Raw genomic sequence first — 17955 nt, forward strand, 5'->3', positions numbered from 1 at the left:
GGCTGTCGATTTGCTATGCTCACGCCGCATTTTTTTGGAGAGCAGACGCACATGTCCCTAGGACAGAAGATTTCCAGAGCCATCTTGCAATGGCCGGTCAGCGGCTTGGTCAATCACAAGAGCCTGCCGGAAAATCCCATCACAGAACTCAATCTGGATCCGGCCAGACCCATCGTCTATGCCCTGAAAACCAGTTCGATCACCGACCTGATGACCCTGCAGCAGTGCTGCGAGGATCTCGGTCTGCCCGGCCCCTTCACGCCGCTGGAGCTCAACGGCCAGCTGCTGCCGCGCTATGTCTGTCTGGATCGTCCGCCTCCCCTGTTTGGCAAACGCAGCAAACCGCTCCCCTTCCTGCAGGAGTTCCACCAGCTGCTGGATCTGCACAAGCAGGATCCCGCGCTGGATATCCAGGTAGTGCCCGTCACCCTGTTCTGGGGCCGCGCTCCGGGTCGGGAAGGGGAAGAAGCCTCCGGCCTCAACATCATCAGTAGCCTGGCGCCGAACCGGCTGAAGAAGGCACTTATCGTGACCCTCAAGGGTCGCGAAAATCTGGTGCGCTTCTCGCCGCCGCTCTCCCTGCGCTACATGGCCGACAAACACGGCACCGACGAGGCGATCGCCCACAAGCTGGCGCGCGTGGCCCGTACCCACTTCAGCCGCCAGCAGCTGGCCGCTACCGGCCCGAAACTGCCGAACCGCAACCTGCTGTTCAAGCAGTTGCTCGACTCCGCGGTGATCCAGCAGGCGATTGAAGAGGAGGCCCAGCGCGAGGGGATCAGCCTCGAGAAGGCGCAAAAGCGCGCCCATGGCTACATGGACGAGATCGCCTCCAACTTCTCCTACCGGTTGATCCGCCTGGGCGAGAGCTTCCTCGGCTGGCTGTGGAACAAGCTCTACCGCGGTTTGTCGGTCAATGGCGCCGAGAAGGTGCGCCAACTGGCGCAGGAAGGGCACGAGATCGTCTACGTCCCCTGCCACCGCAGCCACATGGACTACCTGCTGCTCTCCTACGTCATCTACCACCAGGGGATGGTGCCGCCCCATATCGCGGCAGGCATCAACCTCAACTTCTGGCCGGCGGGCCCGATTTTCCGCCACGGCGGTGCCTTCTTCATTCGCCGCACCTTCAAGGGCAACCCGCTCTACAGCACGGTATTCCGTGAATACCTCAACCTGCTGTTTGCCAAGGGGTACTCGGTAGAGTTCTTCACCGAAGGCGGTCGCTCCCGTACCGGCCGTCTGCTGCCGCCCAAGACCGGCATGCTGGCGATGACCCTGCAGGCGATGATGCGCGGGCTGGACAGGCCGGTGACTCTGGTGCCGGTCTATCTGGGCTACGAGCACGTGATGGAGGTGAACACCTACCACAACGAGCTCAAAGGGAGCCGCAAGGAGAAAGAGAGCTTCCTGCAGGTGCTCGGCATCCTGCGCAAGCTGCGCAACTATGGCCGTGGCTTCGTCAACTTCGGCGAACCGCTGACCCTCAACAGCTACCTGAGCGAACATATCCCCGACTGGAAAAAGCACATCGGGGAAGAGGAGCGTCCGGAGTGGATGGCGGGCACCGTCAACAATCTGGCCGAACTGCTGATGACCCGCATCAACGGCGCTGCCGCGGTCAACGGCCTGACCCTGAGTGCGCTGGCGCTGCTGGCCGCCGAGCGCCACGCCCTGACCCGCGACGAGTTGCAGGCCCAGCTCAACACCTATCTGGATCTGCTCAAGGCGGTACCCTACAGCCCGCAGAGCACCATTCCGGATGAGGATGCCAAGACCCTGCTGGATCAGGCGATGGAGCTCAACAAGTTCGAGGTGAGCGAGGACAAGCTGGGGCAGATCATCAGTCTGGACCGCTATCAGGCGATCCTGCTGACCTACTACCGCAACAACATCCTCCACCTGTTTGCCATGCCTTCTCTGGTGGCGGCACTAATCGAACGCTGCGAGGGGATCTCCCGCAGCGAGATCATGGCTCGTTGCATCGACATCTATCCGCTGCTCAAGACCGAGCTGTTCCTGCGTTATGAAGAGGAAGAGCTACCGGCGCTGGTTGACAGCCTGCTCGACGCGCTGCAGACCCAGCAACTGATCGAGACCCGCGATGACGGCTACTGGGTCAATCCGGCCAACCAGATGCGCCTGCTGCTGCTGGCGGAGAGTATTCAGGAGACCCTGCAACGCTACGCCATCGTGCTGACCCGGGTGCTGGCCCAGCCTCATATCGAGGCGGAGCAGCTGGAGGCGGACGGCCTGATGATGGCAGAGCGCCTCGGCACCCTGCACGGCATCAACGCCCCCGAGTTCTTCGACCAGAAGCTGTTCAGCACCCTGATCCACACCTTGCGCAAAGAGGGTTACCTCTCCCCAGAGTGCAAGCCGGATCTCGGCCGCTTCCAGGCGCTGGCCGACAACATAGTGCCGCTGCTGAGCAACAAGATCCGCCGCACCATTCAGGCAGGCAATCAGCTCTAATCTGCAACGCAAACAAAGAAGGCCGCATCATGCGGCCTTCTTTTTATCCAGTTTTACTCGGAGCGCAATCACGCCAGCAGGTAGTCAAGCACCAGACCGGCAAACACCAGCGCCCCCACATAGTTGTTGTTGAGAAACGCCTGGAAGCAGGCTTCTCGCTGCCGCTCACGAATAAGCCGCTGCTGATAGACAAACAGCACCGCCGCCCCCAGCAATCCCCAGTAATACCAGCCCCCCAGCGTCATCAGCTGCCCGACCGCCAACAGCAGCAGCAAAGTCGAGAGTTGCAATGCGCCGATGATCCGTTTGTCGTAACGACCAAACAGGATGGCGCTGGATTTGAGGCCGATCTTGAGGTCGTCATCCCGATCCACCATGGCGTACTGGGTGTCGTAAGCCACCGTCCAGAGCAGATTGGCAAAGAAGAGCAACCAGGCCACCAGCGGCAGGGCATCCGCCTGCGCAGCATAGGCCATCGGGATCGACCAGGAGAAGGCCATCCCGAGCACCAGCTGGGGATTCGAGATAAAGCGCTTCATGAAGGGGTAACTCACCGCCAGCAGCAGGGCGACAAACGACAGACCGATGGTGAGCGGATTCATGGTCAGCACCAGACCAAACGAGATAAGCGCCAGCACGAAGAAGAGAGCCAGCACCTCCCACGGTTTGACTCTGCCCGTGGGCAAGGGGCGACCAGCGGTGCGTTTGACATGGCCGTCGAAGTTGCGATCCGCATAGTCGTTGATCACGCACCCTGCCGAGCGCATCAGAAAGACGCCGACCACAAACACGGTCAGCACCCAGAGATTGGGCAGACCACCAGCGGCCAGCCAGAGCGCCCACAGGGTTGGCCACAGCAGCAGCAGAGTGCCTATGGGTTTGTCGACGCGGGCCAACTGCATGTAGGCAAGTCCCCGCTCCTTGGTTAACAGATTCACTCCAGCTCCTTGTCACAGACGAGAGAGGGCAGAAACAGCTCGTGCACCAGCAGTGGCCACTGCCCCAGAAACAGACGGGAACGACGTCCCCAGACGGTGGCGGCCGGGCAACGGGGATTGGCGGCAATATCGAAACGGGCCAGCTGCAGGTGATCGCGGCGGGCAGGCTCATGGCCAAATACCCGCTCACCCAGCGGCTGCTCGCCAAGCTCGGCAATGCCGCTCCCTTGCAGTGCATCATCGGCAAACAGGGTCCAGCCCAGCACGGCGGGCCCACGATCCCCGTGCAGGATCACCTCGCGGCAGGTACCGGCCGGCGAGGCCGAATCCACCAGCCACTGCTCATCGGCAGTAAGGGCGACCGGGTGATTGCCCAGCCACTCCACCGAAAAGTGGCGATTGTGCTGACGCAGCCGCCGGGTCATGGAGCCGGGCTCCAGCAGCCAGGGGCGCAAGCTGGCGGGCAATTCGCAACATTCGGGGGCCAGCCACCCGCTTAACGGCGTGAGGGGAACAGTCAACTCGGACTTCACAGCTTCACCATCCAGAGATTTCCGTGTTCAGGTTAAAATCCGGTTTATTATCCGTAAATCAATAGCGAAATGTAAGAACATCCGTGCTTGACGGCCCCGATGGCAACATCAAAAATGGGTTATCTCTTGCTGATGAGCCATCTATATGAAGATCTTCAAAATTCTGCTGGTGTTGTTACTGAGCTGTGGCGCCCTGCAGCAGCAAGCTCTGGCTGAAGATGAGCCGCCCGCCGAGGGCACAGAGGGGGCTGCCAAGCCCGGTTTCTCCTACCATGCACTCGATCCCGACATCATCACCAACTACCTGAGTGATAGCAAAACCCTCGGTTATATCCGGGTCACGGTGGAGCTGATGGCGGAAAACGAGGCCGATCTCAAGCTGCTGGAGCAGCATGACCCGCTGATCCGCGATGCCATCATCCGCCTGATTGGCAGCAAAAATGCCGATCAAGTGAAGTCCCTGACCAACCGAGAAGAGCTGCGCAAGGAGTGCGAGACAACCGTCAACGAACTGCTGGTGAAAGAGACCGGCAAGAAAGCGGTGCGCGAGCTTATCTTCACCAAGTTCCTCTACCAGTAATCCCTCCCGAAACAATCGCTTATTGGCATATCGGCCAATAAGCGAGCTTTGCCGGTTTATTCGAAATGAAAATCGATTACAATACGGCCGTCAAGTCGTAGAGGTAGTCGTTATGGGCAGCAAAACCCTGTGTGAATGGCGCCGCCACGAGATCCCCACCGATCTCAAGGCGTTGCGCAAGATAGTCCGCAAACCCAAGTTTGTCTGCAGCAAGTGCGCCCGCAGTGCCAATGACAAGGGTTACCTCTGCCAGCCGCTGCGTTTGAAAGAGGAGTAACGCCCCTCCCTGTCAGGGCGTTATTGATCGGTCCACCCCTGACGCCCCTGTTCGAACAATTTGCGTGCCTGGGTATCATTCGGGCAAACGCCGCGATACTCCTCGCCTGAGCGGCCAGCCAGATAGAGATGCTCGGGGCGGCAATACCATGCCAATCCCTTCTGATGTCCCTGCTTCCACAGTTCGGCATCCACCTTCTTGCCACACTGGCCCTGATGGAACTCGATCCGCTCGGTGGTGAAGCCCAGCTTGCCATCCGCCTCCCCCACCTCACTCCATACCTTCTCGCAGGGATCATCGTTGGAGACACAGCCACCCAGCAGGGCAGCCAACAATATGATGGTGAGTCGCATAGTCATCCTTGAGCGTCATTTGGGCAGTTCATTCTACCCAGCGGCCCGCCCCTGACCAAGGACGAACGCTCAGCCATGTGAGCGCGGCAAAAAAATCAGGCGGGCCCAAAGCCCGCCTGTTCGTTCAATGCCGTGGTTCACTGGTCATCGAAAGTGTCATCATCCTGCCAGCTTTCATCTTCCCACTGATCCAGCTCTTCTTCCCAGGAATCCGGCTCCCAGTCATCATCAGAGGAGTCGTAATCCGGCTTGTGTCCACCCATCTTCACTCTCCTTGGATAGTTCACCCGCACTCCAATTTTATCCGGAATTGTCGGGCTCGCCAGTCAGAGGGAGTTCAAAGTTTGACCAGAGTGCGACCGGCGATCTGGCCTTGCGTGATGGCCTCGGCGGCCTCCACTACCTGCTCCAGCCCAATCTCGGTAACCGCCTGTTCAAAGAAGCTGGCGGGCAGATCCCGTGCCAGTCGCTGCCACGCCAGTTGACGACGTTCAAACGGGCACATCACCGAATCGACCCCCTGCAACCGCACATTGCGCAGGATAAAGGGCATCACACTGGTCGGCAGATCGAAACCGCCCGCCAACCCGCAGGCCGCCACAGCGCCGCCATAGTTCATCTGGGCCAGCAGCTTGGCCAGCACCTGACTGCCGACGGTATCGATGGCAGCGGCCCACAGCTGCTTCTCCAGCGGTTTGGCAGGCACCAGCAGCTCGCTGCGCGGCACGATGCGGCTGGCACCCAGCGCAGTGAGCATGGCGCCCTGCTCTTCCAGACGACCGGTCAGCGCCGCCACCTGATAGCCAAGGGCTGCCAGCAGGGCAACCGAGGTGGAGCCCACGCCGCCAGCCGCGCCGGTGACCAGCACCTCGCCGCTTTCGGGAGTAATGCCCGCCTCTTCCAGCGCCAGCACGCAGAGCATGGCGGTGAGACCGGCGGTACCGATGCACATGGCCTGGAGCTCATCCAGCCCAGCGGGCAACGGCACCAGCCAGTCCCCCTTGACCCGCGCCTGTTCGGCCATGCCGCCCCAGTGCCCTTCGCCGACGCCCCAACCGGTCAGCACCACCTTGTCGCCGGTCTGATAGCGGCTGTCGGCAGACTCGAGCACGGTACCGGCAAAGTCGATGCCGGGCACCAGCGGCCACTGGCGCACTATCTTGCCCTTGCCGGTGATGGCCAACCCGTCCTTGTAGTTGATGGAGCTGTAAGCGACCGCTACCCGCACTTCACCTTCCGGCAACTGGCTCTCGGCCAGCCGGGTCAGAGTCGGAACAGTCTTGCCGTCTTGGTTTTCCAGTAACAGAGCCTTGAACATGGTTGCCTCTTTGATGACGTGTGAAACGGGGATCAGCTGCTTTGACGCTTTTGCAGTTGAAAATCGAGAGCCAGTGCGGTGCTCATCATGGGTTCAGTCGTTCTCCAGCGCAGTGAGGCAGTGCGAGAGGGTGCGCGCCAGCGCACCCTGATTGCGCAGCACCACGGCGCGGGCCTGCTCGCCCATCTCGCGGCGGGCGTTACCATCGGCAAACAGCTGGCTCACCCGCTCGCCCAGCTCGGTGGCATCGGCCACGATGGCGGCGCCACCCTGAGCCACCAGCTGGCGGGTGATGTCGCTGAAGTTGAAGTAGGCGGGCCCGGTCAGGCAGGGCTTGCCGAGGGCTGCCGGCTCCAGCAGGTTGTGACCGCCGATCTTCACCAGACTGCCGCCGACGAAGGCCACATCGGCCGCCGCCAGCATCAGCGGCAGCTCGCCCATGGTATCGCCGAGATAGACCTTATCCTCCGCACTCACCGCAGCACCATCAGTGCGCCGCACGCAGCCATGAGAGGCACACAGCTCGGCCACCCGGTCGAACCGCTCGGGGTGACGTGGCACCAGAATGAGCAGCGCATCGGGATGGCGTTTGAGCAGCAGCTCGAAGGCTGCCAGCACCTGCTCGTCCTCACCCTGATGGGTGCTGGCGGCGATCCAGACCGGCCGATCCGCCCCCAACTGCTGGCGCAGGGCGCGCCCTTTGGCCTGCACCTCGTCACCAAACTGGATATCGAACTTGATGGAGCCGGTCACCGCCAGCCGCGAACGATCGATGCCGAGGCGGGCGAAGCGGTCGGCATCATCCTGATGCTGGCAGAGCAGATGGGTCAGTGGCCGGCTCAGGACGTCGAAGGCGCCGTGGAAACGGGCATAACGCTGGCAGGAGCGTTCGGAAAGACGGGCATTGATGATGGTCACCGGCAAATGGCGCGCCTCGCAGGCGGCCAGCCAGTTGGGCCATAACTCGGTCTCCATCACCCAGAGCGCGCGCGGCTTGAAGGTGTCGAGAAAGGCGGCAATGGCCCAGGGGTAGTCGAGCGGTGCATAGCGATGGATCACCAGATCCCCCAGCTTGGCAGCCTGATCGGCGCCGGTGCGGGTGGTGGTGGTGAGCAGGATCGGCAGATCAGGCCGCTCCGCCTTGAGGGCGCGAATGAGCGGCGTGATGGCCAGCGTCTCCCCCACGCTCACCGCATGGATCCAGAGCGGTGCATCCTGTCCGGTGGCAGGCAACCGCCCGAGATGCTCGGCCCAGCGCTTGCCAAAGCCGGGCTTGCCTTTCTTCGGCTTGTAGAGGGCCAGCAGCGCCAGCGGCAATCCCAGATGGATCAGCAGGTTGTAGAGCAGACGGTAGGGCATCTTACTGACTCTGCTCCAGCTTCTTGCAGGCATCGACCACCTGCTCCGGCGCCAGATCGATCAAGCACTTGAGATGGCCGAACTTGCAGGTGCGCTTGAAGCAGGGGCGACACTCGATGTCGGTGTGGACGATCTCGACCCGATCCGCCAGCGGCGGGGTGTAGAGCGGCGAAGTGGAGCCATAGACACCCACCAACGGCCGGTTGAGGGCGGCGGCGATGTGCATCAGGCCGGAGTCGTTGGAGATGACCCGGCTGGCCAGCGCCATCAGATCGATCGCCTCGTGCAGGCTGGTCTTGCCCGCCAGCACGTGGCAGTTGGGGCGAGTCAGCAGATTGACCCGATCCCGGATGGTATTGGCCACCGGCACATCCTTGTTGGAACCGAAGATCCACACCTGCCACCCCTCGTCCAGATGCTGTTGGGCCACCACGGCGTAGTGCCCCTCCGGCCAGCGCTTGGCCGGGCCGAACTCGGCACCGGGGCAGAGCACCAGCACCGGGCGGGCGCGATCCAGCCCCAGTCGCTCCAGCGCCTTGCTCTGGTTGATCAGGTCGACGTGCAGAGAAGGGTGCGGAATGGTCGGAATATCGGCCCGGCTCTTCATCTGCGCCTTGGGATAGGCGAGCGCCAGATAGCCCTCCACCATCAGCGGGAAGGCGGACTTGTTGCTGCGCAGGTCGTTGAGCAGGCCATAGCGGCTCTCACCCTTCCAGCCGGTACGCACCGGAATGCGGGCAAACCAGGGGATCAGCGCCGACTTCATGGAGTTGGGCTGGACGATGGCCTGATCGTACTTCTCGGCGGCCAGCTGCTTGCCGAGGCGGCGGCGCGCCACCAGTTTGAAGTCACCGTGGCCGAGGGGCATGGTGATCGCCTTGTCCACCTCCGGCATCCGCTCCAGCAGGGCGCAGCACCAGGCGGGGGCCATCACGTGCAGCTCGCACTCGGGATGGTTGGCCTTGATCGCCTTGTAGAGACTCTGGGACATCACCATATCGCCGACCCAGGAGGGGCCGATCACCAATATTTTCATCACGCGTCTTCTCTCGGGACTGGCCCGGCTGTTAATCATCACTGGGCGAGATTATGCCCCAAGAATGACTGGATAAATAACAGAAGATCCTTGCCAAACGCTGCTGCCACCCCATTTTTCCAGCAGTGGCCCTCTTCCAACCGGACGAGACGAGACAGGCAGACAGCTGATAGAAACGGGCAATGGCGGCTCTCTCTTTGACCCGTTTTTCCGTTAGAATGGCCCATCAATACGCATTCGACCCGCCAGCCGGGCAATAACCGTGAGCCCCATTTCGTGAAAAAACCGACTCTGGCTGCCGTTCTGATCGTCAAGAATGAAGCCGACAACCTGCGCAAGTGCCTCGCCTCCCTCGACGGACTGGTGGACGAGATCGTCATTCTGGACTCAGGCAGTCAGGACGAGACCCCGGCCATTGCCGCCGAATTTGGCGCCCGCTTCTTCGTCAACGCCAAGTGGCCGGGCTTTGGCAAACAGCGCCGACTGGCCCAGTCCCACGTGCAGTCCGACTGGGTGCTGTGGCTGGATGCCGACGAGCGGCTCACCCCCGAGCTGAAAACCGCCATCGCCGAGGTGATGGCCAATCCGGCCAGCGATACCATCTACTCGATCCCGCGCCTCTCCTGGGTCTTTGGCCGCTTTATCCGCCACAGTGGCTGGTATCCGGATCGGGTGCTGCGCCTCTATCCCAAGGCGCTCACCAGCTACAACGAGGCGCTGGTGCACGAAAAGGTGGAAGTGCGGGCCAACATGAAGATCGTCAATATTCATGGCGACCTGCTCCACTTCACCTATCGGGATCTGGAGCACTATCTGGTGAAATCCGCCGGTTATGCCCGCGCCTGGGCCGATCAGCGCACCGCCCGCGGCAAGAAGGGCTCCCTCAGTCAGGGGCTGATCCACGCGGTCGGCTGCTTCCTCAAGATGTACCTGCTCAAAGCGGGCTTCCTCGATGGCAAGCAGGGGCTGCTGCTGGCGATCCTCTCCGCCCACTCCACCTTCGTCAAATACGCCACCTCTGGGTGCGCCAGCAACCGCAGCAGCCGGAATAACCGTCATACGAAACAGGGCCCCGCGGGGCCCTGTTTGCATTGCTGCATACGTTATTTGCGCCAGAAAGGCGCCGCCCAGCGGGCCATCACCGGCACCATGGTCTTGGGATCGAGCTGGCTCATATCCTCAGGATGGTCGCTATCCTCAGGCGGGCTGAAGGCGAGGTGGCGCCCTTCGCTGTTGAGGGGCTTCCAGCGCAGCGGAGTGGCGGAGCGGCGCATCGGGAAGAAGCCGATGGTCGGCACATCGAGCGCACCGGCGATATGGAGCGGGCCGGTACTGCCAGCGATAAACAGGGCTGCGTTGGCCAGCACCTGACAGAACATCGGCAGACCATCGCTGGAGCGGTAGATCCAGCCGTTGCCGCCGTGGGCCAGCAACTCGGCCGCCAGCTGTTCGGCCATCTTCTCCTCGCCCGGGCCTGCGGTCAGCACGCACTGCAGCTCGGGGCAGGCCTGATTGAGCTTGATGATGATGCGGGCGTACTGCTCGATGGAGAGGTTGTTGGCCGAACCGCCGCTACCGGCATGCACCATCAGCCAGGGGCGGCTGGCATCGAGCTTGAGCTTGAGTGCCAGTTGTTCGCGCACCTGTAGCAGGGTCTCGTCATCGAACCGCAGGAAGGGGGTCTTGGGCTCCACCACGGCCACCTGCTGATCGGCCAGGAAGCGGCGGATCAGCTCCAGGTTGTACTCGGACTCCGGCTTCTGGGAACGGGAGCGACGCTGCACCAGTCGCTGGTTGTAGAGCACCTGCGCCAGCTTGGTCGCCGGGGCCAGCCGGTAAGGGATGTGCGCCTTCCACACCAGCATGGCGTTGCGGGAGTTGGAGAAGAGGCAGATGGACGCGTCGAACGCAGCCGCCTTGATCCGCGCCAGCAGCGCCCGCTGTTGCTCCTTGTCGGCACGCACGCCCGGATCGATGATCACCTCGTCAATCCAGGGGCAGAGCCTGGCCAGCGGCGCCGTGTAGGCCGGAACCAGGGCAGTCACATGACACTCCATGGAGCCTTTGAGCATGGCGAAGCTAGGCCACGCCAGCATGAAGTCACCAATCTTGTCATTGCGAACGACCAGAATACGTTTCATAAAAAATCCCTTTGCTCCCTGTCACCAATGCAAGGAGGCTTGATGCGCGATGGCGTATTCTTGCCTGATGCACTGCTATTCTCAAGCGACGACCTTATAATGCGACCAAATTTCCAGGTTGCAGGACCACAAAGATGACTACCAGGGTGATTTATCCCGGGACATTTGATCCCGTTACCAATGGCCACGCCGATCTCATCGGCCGCGCCGCCAAGCTGTTTGACGAGGTGGTGGTCGGGGTCGCCAACAGCCCGAGCAAGCGCCCGCTGTTCGATCTGGCAGAACGTGTCCAGCTTGTCCAGCAAGTGACCAGCACGCTTCCCAACGTCAAGGTGGTGGGCTTCTCCGGGCTGCTGGTCGATTTCGCCAAAGAGCATCAAGCCAACGTGCTGATCCGCGGCCTGCGCGCCGTCTCCGACTTCGAGTACGAGTTTCAGCTGGCCAATATGAACCGTCGCCTGATGCCCACGCTTGAGAGCGTCTTTCTCACCCCAGCCGAGGAGAACTCCTTTATCTCCTCCACTCTGGTGAAAGAGGTGGCGCTGCACGGTGGCGACATTCGTCAGTTTGTCGATCCCGTGGTGGCCCAGGCCATCGCAGCCAAACAGCAACAGCGCTAATCCCTCCCCTGATTGGCAGAAACGAACAAGGGCTACCCGCGGGTAGCCCTTGTTGTATCTCTCTCGCATGGAGAGGTCAGCCTGCTTGCCGGTTACTGACGGGCAAACCGCTCATTCATCTCCTGCACCAGCTGATCGAGCCACTCGTAGCGGCGCCGATACATGGCCCGCTTCTTGGAGGCGATCTCCTCCAGCGGCTTGCGTGGCTGGGCTTGCAGGGCGACGAAGTTGGCATCCACATCCCGGGCGTCGAACTCCTGCCACAGCTCGTCATAATCGGCCTGCAAATTGGCTTTCTGCTTGCTGCTGTAGCGCTTGGCCTGAAACACGTGGGCCCGCTTGCGCACCGCCAGCACCTCCGCCGCTCCCATGCTCTGCGCCAGTTGCAGCACCAGTTGCACCAGCAGGGATTTGGGCCGCAGGCCATGTCCCTCTTTGGTCAGCTCGCGCACCCGATCCTGAGCATTGTCGACCGCAGGCTCCGGCCCCTGCATGGAGCCGATCATCAGAATCAAACGATCCACGCTACCTGCCAGCGAAAAGGCGCAACTGTAGAGGCGCTGCCCCTCGCCGTTGACGATGGAGAGCGCCAGCTCGGCCTCGCGGCGGAAGGTGCCATCGTGGCGCAACAGAATGCGGCAGCCGCTCTGGGGATAGTGCCCAAGTTCGATCCCCTCGCCCAGATAGAGGGGGTCGATCAGCTGCGGGTAGCACTCCAGCAGCAAACGGTAGTGATTTTCCAGCATCTCGGCCCGCTCACGGGCGCTGGCACAGGCGAAGCGATAGGGGCGCATCGGCTTGTCGAGCAGCTCGGGATAGACCGCCGGCAGCGCCTTGAGCGAGTCGCACTGAAACAGGCTGAAGACCCGGCTCAGCGACTTGCGATAGAGCAGGCTGCGCAGCACGAACTTGCCGCGATTGAAGGTTTTCCGGTCACATCCCTCGGGGTAGAGGAAGCGGGCCATGGATTTTGCGCAATAGCGCTCCTGCCGGGATAAATATTCCCAGTCTATTGATTTAACTGTCATTTTTATATTCTCAAACCGCCTGAACGGTCGGGATACTAGTGACAGCTGTGCAAATCTTCAACAGAGTGGAAATACGCTGTTACAACTTCCCCCGGATCGGGGCAAAAAGTGCGCTCAGCGCTGGCAATGACTGCAAAAAACCGTGGTGCGCTGGCCCATTCTTGTCTCGGTCAGCAGGGTGTGACAGTGGAAACAGGGCTGACCGCCACGGCCGTAGACCTGCAACTGCTGCACGAAATAGCCCGGCTTGCCATCGGCACTGGTGAAATCCTTGAGAGTGGTGCCGCCCTGGCGAATTGCCTCGGCCAACACGCGCTTGATCTCGGCCACCAGGGTTCCCAGCCGCTCGGCACTGATATTGCCCGCCGCCCGTTTGGGGTGAATGCCGGCAGCATAGAGCGCCTCGTTCGCGTAGATGTTGCCCACCCCGACCACCACCTGATTGTCCATCAGGAACTGTTTGATGGCGGTGCTGCGTCCCTTGGCGCGCTCACGCAGGTAATCAGCACTGAAGGCATCGGTGAGCGGCTCTGGCCCCAGCTTGGCGAGCAGCGCGTGGGCTTCGGCCGGTTCGCGGGTCCAGAGCAGGGCGCCGAAACGGCGCGGATCGTTGAGCCGCAGCAGCTTGCCATTCTCCAGCTCGATATCCACGTGGTCATGCTTCTCGGCCGGGGTGCCGATATCCAGTACCCGCAGGCTGCCGGACATCCCCAGATGGAGGATGGCAGTGCCGAAATCGGTCTCCAGCAGCAGGTATTTGGCACGGCGACGCACCCGATGGATGGTGAGGTCCACCAGCTCCTGAATTTCACCGGGGATCGGCCAGCGCAAGCGGCCATCGCGCACCACCACGCGGGTGACCTTGATACCGGTAAGCCAGGGAGAGATCCCCTGCCGGCTGACTTCTACTTCTGGCAATTCAGGCATTGGAACCTCGCAAACAGAGTCGACTGGTGAACAATCAGGGGGCAGGACGCATCAGGTCGCGATACTGCTCGGCAGTGAGGGAGAGCCAGAGGCCGGAGGGGAGCTGAGCACCATACTGGCCGCTGTTCTGATAGAGGCCGATCTCGACCGGATCGTTCTGGCCGGCAATCCACACCTTGATGGCCACCGGGGTGCCGCGCACCACCTCGCCGGGGGGCAGCAACCAGCTCTGCCAGCGCGCCAGACGGGCATCCAGCTGCGCTGTGTCGAGTCCCAGATCCGGCATGCTGCGCCAGCCCTGACCGACCCGCTCAATCTGCCAGCTCGGTCCCTGCCAGGTGAGCACCACAGACGCATCCGGCAGCAAGGGGCGAGCCCGCTTGGCGCTGTTCTCCTGCTGGGCAGTCTCCATACGATGCAACAGGGTGATCACGATCAGCACCACCACAATGATCACGTTATTCCAGCCTTTGCGGCTCAATTTGAACATGGCAAGCCTCCCTTTGAACCGGCAGTGTACTGAATTCGGCGCATAAAAAAACCCGGCACGAAGCCGGGTTTTTGGGAATGCAGCATCAAGTAATTACTTGATTTTGCCTTCCTTGTAGATCACATGCTGACGAACAACGGGATCAAACTTTTTGATCTCCATTTTTTCGGGCATGGTGCGCTTGTTTTTGGTAGTGGTATAGAAGTGACCAGTACCGGCGCTGGAGTTCAGGCGAATTTTCTCGCGAATACCTTTAGCCATGATCTAATTCCTTATACCTTAACACCGCTGGCGCGCAGTTCAGCCAGAACCACTTCAACGCCACGCTTGTCGATGATACGCATGCCTTTTGCGGATACGCGCAGGCTTACGAAGCGTTTTTCACTCTCAACCCAGAAACGGTGAGTGTGCAGGTTCGGCAGGAAACGACGCTTGGTGGCGTTGTTAGCGTGCGAACGGTTGTTACCAACTGCCGGGCGCTTGCCGGTTACTTGGCATACTCTAGACATGTCAGTCTCTCCAAATCTTACTTCATTGCTCGAGCAAATATCTGCCCCGCTGGCCTTCGATTGCGGGGCAAACAGAAGGCGGCATTTTATACAGCATCCGTGATCAAAGATCAACTAATACGGTGCCAGAGCACAGTTATAGCCAACCGCGCTCGGCAAAAGAAACCGTGATGCCATCACCGATCACCAAGTGATCCAGCACTCTGATATCGATCAGGGCCAAAGCGGCCGTGATCCGATCCGTGATCTGGCGGTCGGCCCTGCTGGGCTCGGCGACGCCGGACGGGTGATTATGCGCCAGAATCACCGCGGCTGCATTATGTTTGAGCGCGATCTGCACGATTTCTCTTGGCCAGACGCTCGCCGAATCGATTGTGCCGAAAAAAAGCTCAACAAATTGAATGACTCTGTGCTGATTGTCGAGCAGCAGCAGGGCAAACACCTCGCGCTGCCGATCCCGCAGCTGGGCCTGCAGATAGTCGCGGGTCAGCTGGGGCGAGGTGAGCGCATCGCCCCGTTGCAACTGCTCGGCCAGATGGCGTCTGGCCATCTCCAGCACCGCCTGCAACTGGGCATATTTGGCCGGGCCAAGACCGTGCGCCTCGCAGAATGCCCGTTGATCCGCGCCCAGCAAGCTGCGCAAAGAGCCGAATTGATTCAATAGGTTGCGTGAAAGATCCACTGCACTCAGGCCATTGACGCCGGTGCGTAGAAAGATGGCGAGCAGTTCGGCATCGGAGAGCGCCATGGGCCCCTGACGCAGCAGCTTCTCTCTGGGGCGTTCATCTTCCGGCCACTCTTTGATGCTCATTTGTCTCTCCCTCATCCCTGTTGAGAAAAAACATAGCAAAAAATTGCGCGCGCCCGACCACACCCCTTGATGCCAACCCCTGTCGTCATCCATTGCGTGTGGTATCTTAGCCGACCAGTCAGAATGAGCCGGATAGAGAAACAGCAGATGAGATTGGCCGATAAACGCATCCTGTTGGGTGTCAGTGGCGGGATCGCCGCCTACAAGAGTGCCGAGCTGGTACGCCGCCTGAAAGATCAGGGCGCCGAAGTGCGGGTGGTGATGACCCGCTCCGCCAAGGAGTTCATCACCCCGCTGACCCTGCAGGCGGTCTCCGGTCATCCGGTAGCCTACAGCCTGCTGGATCCCTCTGCCGAAGCGGGCATGGGCCATATCGAGCTGGCCAAGTGGGCCGATCTGGTACTGATCGCCCCCGCCAGCGCCAACCTGATGGCACGGATGGCCGCCGGCATGGCCGACGAACTGCTGACCACCCTCTGTCTGGCCACTCCGGCGCCCATCGCGCTGGCTCCTGCCATGAACCAGCAGATGTATCTCAACGCCGCGACCCAGGCCAACCTCAAGACCCTGGCCAGCCGCGGCATTCTGCTGTGGGGGCCGGATGCTGGCAGCCAGGCCTGTGGCGATGTGGGCCCGGGGCGGATGCTGGACCCCCTCGAACTGGTGGAGCGCTGCTGCCAGCAGCTGGCCGCCGAACCCTTGCTGGCAGGCGTCAAACTGCTGCTCACCGCAGGGCCAACCCGCGAGGCGCTCGATCCGGTGCGCTACATCAGCAACCACAGCTCCGGCAAGATGGGCTACGCCATCGCCCGAGCTGCCCGTGAAGCGGGCGCCGAAGTGACGCTGGTGAGCGGTCCGGTGACGCTAGCTACGCCTGCTGGCGTCACCCGCATCGATGTCGAGAGCGCCGAGCAGATGCATCAGGCGGTGATGAGCCGGGTCGGCGAGTGCGACCTCTTCATCGGCTGCGCGGCGGTGGCCGACTATGCCCCGAGCAGGTCGCCAGCCAGAAGATCAAGAAAACCGGCGACAACGACCAGATGGTGGTGAAGCTGGTGAAAAACCCCGACATCATCGCGGCCGTTGGTGCCCTTTCAGACAAACCCTTCACCGTCGGATTTGCCGCCGAAACCGTGGATGTGGAACAATACGCCCTCGACAAGTTGCAGCGTAAGCGGCTGGACATGATCGCCGCCAACGATGTGTCCCGCGAGGGGCAAGGCTTCAACGCAGATGACAACGCCCTGACCGTGTTCTGGCAAGGGGGCAAGGCCCCGCTGCCGCTGGCCGACAAGCTGACGCTGGCCCGTCACCTGATCGCCCTGATTGCGCGCCACTACCGGCACTGAGCGTCCCGAAAAAACAAGACTCACGGCGCCCCGCCTGCCAAGAGGGGCGCCAATACAAGATCCAACTGAAAAAGCGATTCATGACTACACAAATTGAACTGAAGATTCTGGATGCCCGTATCGGTACCGAGTTCCCGCTGCCCGCCTACGCAACACCGGGCTCTGCCGGCATGGATCTGCGCGCACTGCTGGATGCGCCGCTGACTCTGGCTCCGGGAGATACCACCCTGGTGCCGACCGGTCTGGCCATTCACATCCAGGATCCGGGTCTGTGTGCCACCATCCTGCCCCGCTCCGGCCTCGGCCATAAGCACGGCATCGTGCTGGGCAACCTGGTCGGCCTCATCGACTCCGATTACCAGGGTCAGCTGATGGTTTCGGTCTGGAACCGCGGCAAGGATGAGTTCACCATGCAACCCGGCGAGCGCATCGCCCAGCTGGTGATCATGCCGGTAGTTCAGGCCAGCTTCCAACTGGTCGATGAGTTCAATCAGAGCGAACGGGGTGAAGGCGGTTTTGGTTCTTCTGGTCGCCAATAACAGGCCACACCAGCCCGATGGGCGGTGCCTAATAATAGAATCAAGCCATTGTTTTTTTTAGGGGAATCCATGGCAAGCAGTAATCAGAAACAGAGTCGGCGCGATCAGATCCTGCAAGCGCTCGCCCATATGCTGGAAACCAGTCCGGGTCAGCGCATCACCACGGCCCGTCTGGCGGCCGAGGTCGGCGTCTCTGAAGCAGCCCTCTATCGACATTTTCCCAGCAAGGCGCGGATGTTCGAGGGGCTGATCGACTTTATCGAGGATTCCCTGCTGTCACGGGTCAATCTGATCATGGCGGAAGAGAAAGACACCATGGCGCGCTGCCACCACATCCTGCAGCTGCTGCTGGTGTTCGCCGAGCGCAATCCCGGCATCACCCGCATCCTCAATGGCGACGCCCTGCTGGGTGAGCACGATCGGCTGCGGGATCGCATCAGCATCCTGTTCGACAAGCTGGAGACCCAGATCAAGCAGGTGCTGCGTGAGAAGCGGCTGCGCGAGGGTCAAGGCTTCCAGCTCGACGAGACCATGCTGGCCAATCTGCTGCTGGCCTACACCGAAGGCCGCATCAGCCAGTTCGTGCGCTCCGAGTTCAAGCTCAAGCCGACCGCCGGTTTCGAAGATCAGTGGCAATTTATCCGCAGCCAGCTGCTGCAGAGCTGATGGTTT

At 61.2% G+C, this 17955-nt stretch carries 20 protein-coding genes and 2 pseudogenes; 8 read left to right on the top strand and 14 right to left on the bottom strand.

From position 1 onward, the window contains the following. The first annotated feature begins 51 nt into the window (after positions 1-51). Positions 52-2475: a glycerol-3-phosphate 1-O-acyltransferase PlsB gene (plsB, locus tag ACTG2O_RS03030; RefSeq protein WP_429075094.1), complete on the top strand. Its 2424-nt coding sequence runs from the start codon at positions 52-54 to the stop codon at positions 2473-2475. A gap of 68 nt (positions 2476-2543) precedes the next feature. Here plsB and ubiA read toward each other — a convergent pair whose 3' ends face one another. Together ubiA and ACTG2O_RS03040 are read right to left on the bottom strand one after the other, a co-directional pair. Beyond that, positions 2544-3413: a 4-hydroxybenzoate octaprenyltransferase gene (ubiA, locus tag ACTG2O_RS03035; RefSeq protein ID WP_005339536.1), complete on the bottom strand. Its 870-nt coding sequence runs from the start codon at positions 3411-3413 to the stop codon at positions 2544-2546. After that, on the bottom strand, positions 3410-3946 hold the full coding sequence (locus ACTG2O_RS03040) for a chorismate--pyruvate lyase family protein (RefSeq protein WP_005339534.1): 537 nt from the start codon (positions 3944-3946) through the stop codon (positions 3410-3412). Before ACTG2O_RS03040 ends, ubiA begins: the two co-directional genes overlap by 4 nt. A 145-nt stretch (positions 3947-4091) precedes the next feature. Between ACTG2O_RS03040 and ACTG2O_RS03045 the strand changes: the two genes are divergently transcribed. Then, on the top strand, positions 4092-4526 hold the full coding sequence (locus ACTG2O_RS03045) for a flagellar basal body-associated protein FliL (RefSeq protein ID WP_040069400.1): 435 nt from the start codon (positions 4092-4094) through the stop codon (positions 4524-4526). A gap of 112 nt (positions 4527-4638) precedes the next feature. Beyond that, positions 4639-4803, top strand: coding sequence for a hypothetical protein (locus ACTG2O_RS03050; RefSeq protein WP_005339525.1), 165 nt, complete (start codon positions 4639-4641; stop codon positions 4801-4803). Positions 4804-4823: 20 nt separating this feature from the next. On the opposite strand, the gene ACTG2O_RS03055 is transcribed toward ACTG2O_RS03050, so the two are convergent. From ACTG2O_RS03055 to waaF, 5 genes are all read right to left on the bottom strand, one after another. Then, positions 4824-5156 carry a DUF2799 domain-containing protein gene (locus tag ACTG2O_RS03055; protein WP_439975318.1) on the bottom strand — a complete coding sequence of 111 codons (333 nt, stop codon included), beginning with the start codon at positions 5154-5156 and terminating at the stop codon, positions 4824-4826. A gap of 137 nt (positions 5157-5293) precedes the next feature. Further along, positions 5294-5419 (bottom strand): hypothetical protein, encoded by a 126-nt coding sequence (locus ACTG2O_RS03060; RefSeq protein WP_005339521.1) that lies wholly within the window; start codon positions 5417-5419, stop codon positions 5294-5296. 74 nt (positions 5420-5493) lie between these two features. After that, the gene (gene acuI / locus ACTG2O_RS03065) at positions 5494-6474 is read right to left on the bottom strand and encodes an acrylyl-CoA reductase (NADPH) (RefSeq protein WP_019446527.1); all 981 of its coding nucleotides are present in this window, start codon (positions 6472-6474) and stop codon (positions 5494-5496) included. Between the two features lie 93 nt (positions 6475-6567). Beyond that, positions 6568-7833 carry a lipid IV(A) 3-deoxy-D-manno-octulosonic acid transferase gene (gene waaA, locus ACTG2O_RS03070; RefSeq protein ID WP_439975319.1) on the bottom strand — a complete coding sequence of 422 codons (1266 nt, stop codon included), beginning with the start codon at positions 7831-7833 and terminating at the stop codon, positions 6568-6570. Between the two features lies 1 nt (position 7834). Further along, positions 7835-8869, bottom strand: a complete 1035-nt coding sequence (gene waaF, locus ACTG2O_RS03075) for a lipopolysaccharide heptosyltransferase II (RefSeq protein ID WP_111901320.1) — start codon at positions 8867-8869, stop codon at positions 7835-7837. Positions 8870-9145: 276 nt separating this feature from the next. Between waaF and ACTG2O_RS03080 the strand changes: the two are divergent. Continuing rightward, positions 9146-9921 (top strand): annotated as a pseudogene (locus tag ACTG2O_RS03080) (glycosyltransferase family 2 protein). A 51-nt stretch (positions 9922-9972) separates the two neighbouring features. On the opposite strand, the gene ACTG2O_RS03085 reads toward ACTG2O_RS03080, so the two are convergent. Continuing rightward, a complete protein-coding gene (locus ACTG2O_RS03085; protein ID WP_139736005.1) occupies positions 9973-11010 on the bottom strand; it encodes a glycosyltransferase family 9 protein in 1038 nt (345 codons plus the stop codon). Positions 11011-11144: 134 nt separating this feature from the next. Between ACTG2O_RS03085 and coaD the strand changes: the two genes are divergently transcribed. Next, entirely contained in the window at positions 11145-11630 is a 486-nt protein-coding gene (gene coaD, locus ACTG2O_RS03090) for a pantetheine-phosphate adenylyltransferase (protein ID WP_107683354.1), read from the top strand. Between the two features lie 92 nt (positions 11631-11722). On the opposite strand, the gene ACTG2O_RS03095 is transcribed toward coaD, so the two are convergent. From ACTG2O_RS03095 to radC, 6 genes are all read right to left on the bottom strand, one after another. After that, a complete protein-coding gene (locus ACTG2O_RS03095; protein ID WP_058057065.1) occupies positions 11723-12595 on the bottom strand; it encodes a VirK/YbjX family protein in 873 nt (290 codons plus the stop codon). Positions 12596-12772: 177 nt separating this feature from the next. Beyond that, complete coding sequence (gene mutM, locus ACTG2O_RS03100) at positions 12773-13585, bottom strand: bifunctional DNA-formamidopyrimidine glycosylase/DNA-(apurinic or apyrimidinic site) lyase (RefSeq protein ID WP_021231536.1); 813 nt, start codon at positions 13583-13585, stop codon at positions 12773-12775. Positions 13586-13619: 34 nt separating this feature from the next. Continuing rightward, the gene (locus ACTG2O_RS03105) at positions 13620-14075 is read right to left on the bottom strand and encodes a hypothetical protein (protein ID WP_439975320.1); all 456 of its coding nucleotides are present in this window, start codon (positions 14073-14075) and stop codon (positions 13620-13622) included. A gap of 93 nt (positions 14076-14168) precedes the next feature. Continuing rightward, the gene (gene rpmG / locus ACTG2O_RS03110) at positions 14169-14336 is read right to left on the bottom strand and encodes a 50S ribosomal protein L33 (protein WP_005307500.1); all 168 of its coding nucleotides are present in this window, start codon (positions 14334-14336) and stop codon (positions 14169-14171) included. A gap of 11 nt (positions 14337-14347) precedes the next feature. Then, positions 14348-14584, bottom strand: coding sequence for a 50S ribosomal protein L28 (rpmB, locus tag ACTG2O_RS03115; protein WP_005307492.1), 237 nt, complete (start codon positions 14582-14584; stop codon positions 14348-14350). 136 nt (positions 14585-14720) lie between these two features. Further along, on the bottom strand, positions 14721-15395 hold the full coding sequence (gene radC / locus ACTG2O_RS03120; protein WP_429075108.1) for a RadC family protein: 675 nt from the start codon (positions 15393-15395) through the stop codon (positions 14721-14723). 147 nt (positions 15396-15542) lie between these two features. Between radC and coaBC the strand changes: the two are divergent. The 3 genes and pseudogenes from coaBC (at position 15543) to slmA (ending at position 17949) form a co-directional block, all read left to right on the top strand. Beyond that, a pseudogene (coaBC, locus tag ACTG2O_RS03125) lies at positions 15543-16744 on the top strand (bifunctional phosphopantothenoylcysteine decarboxylase/phosphopantothenate--cysteine ligase CoaBC). Positions 16745-16824: 80 nt separating this feature from the next. After that, positions 16825-17283, top strand: a complete 459-nt coding sequence (gene dut / locus ACTG2O_RS03130; protein ID WP_005355985.1) for a dUTP diphosphatase — start codon at positions 16825-16827, stop codon at positions 17281-17283. 69 nt (positions 17284-17352) lie between these two features. Next, the gene (gene slmA, locus ACTG2O_RS03135; protein WP_005339495.1) at positions 17353-17949 is read left to right on the top strand and encodes a nucleoid occlusion factor SlmA; all 597 of its coding nucleotides are present in this window, start codon (positions 17353-17355) and stop codon (positions 17947-17949) included. The last annotated feature ends 6 nt before the right edge of the window (positions 17950-17955 follow it).

Source organism: Aeromonas sp. 61P (assembly GCF_051919545.1).
In the GTDB taxonomy this organism is placed as follows: domain Bacteria; phylum Pseudomonadota; class Gammaproteobacteria; order Enterobacterales; family Aeromonadaceae; genus Aeromonas; species Aeromonas veronii.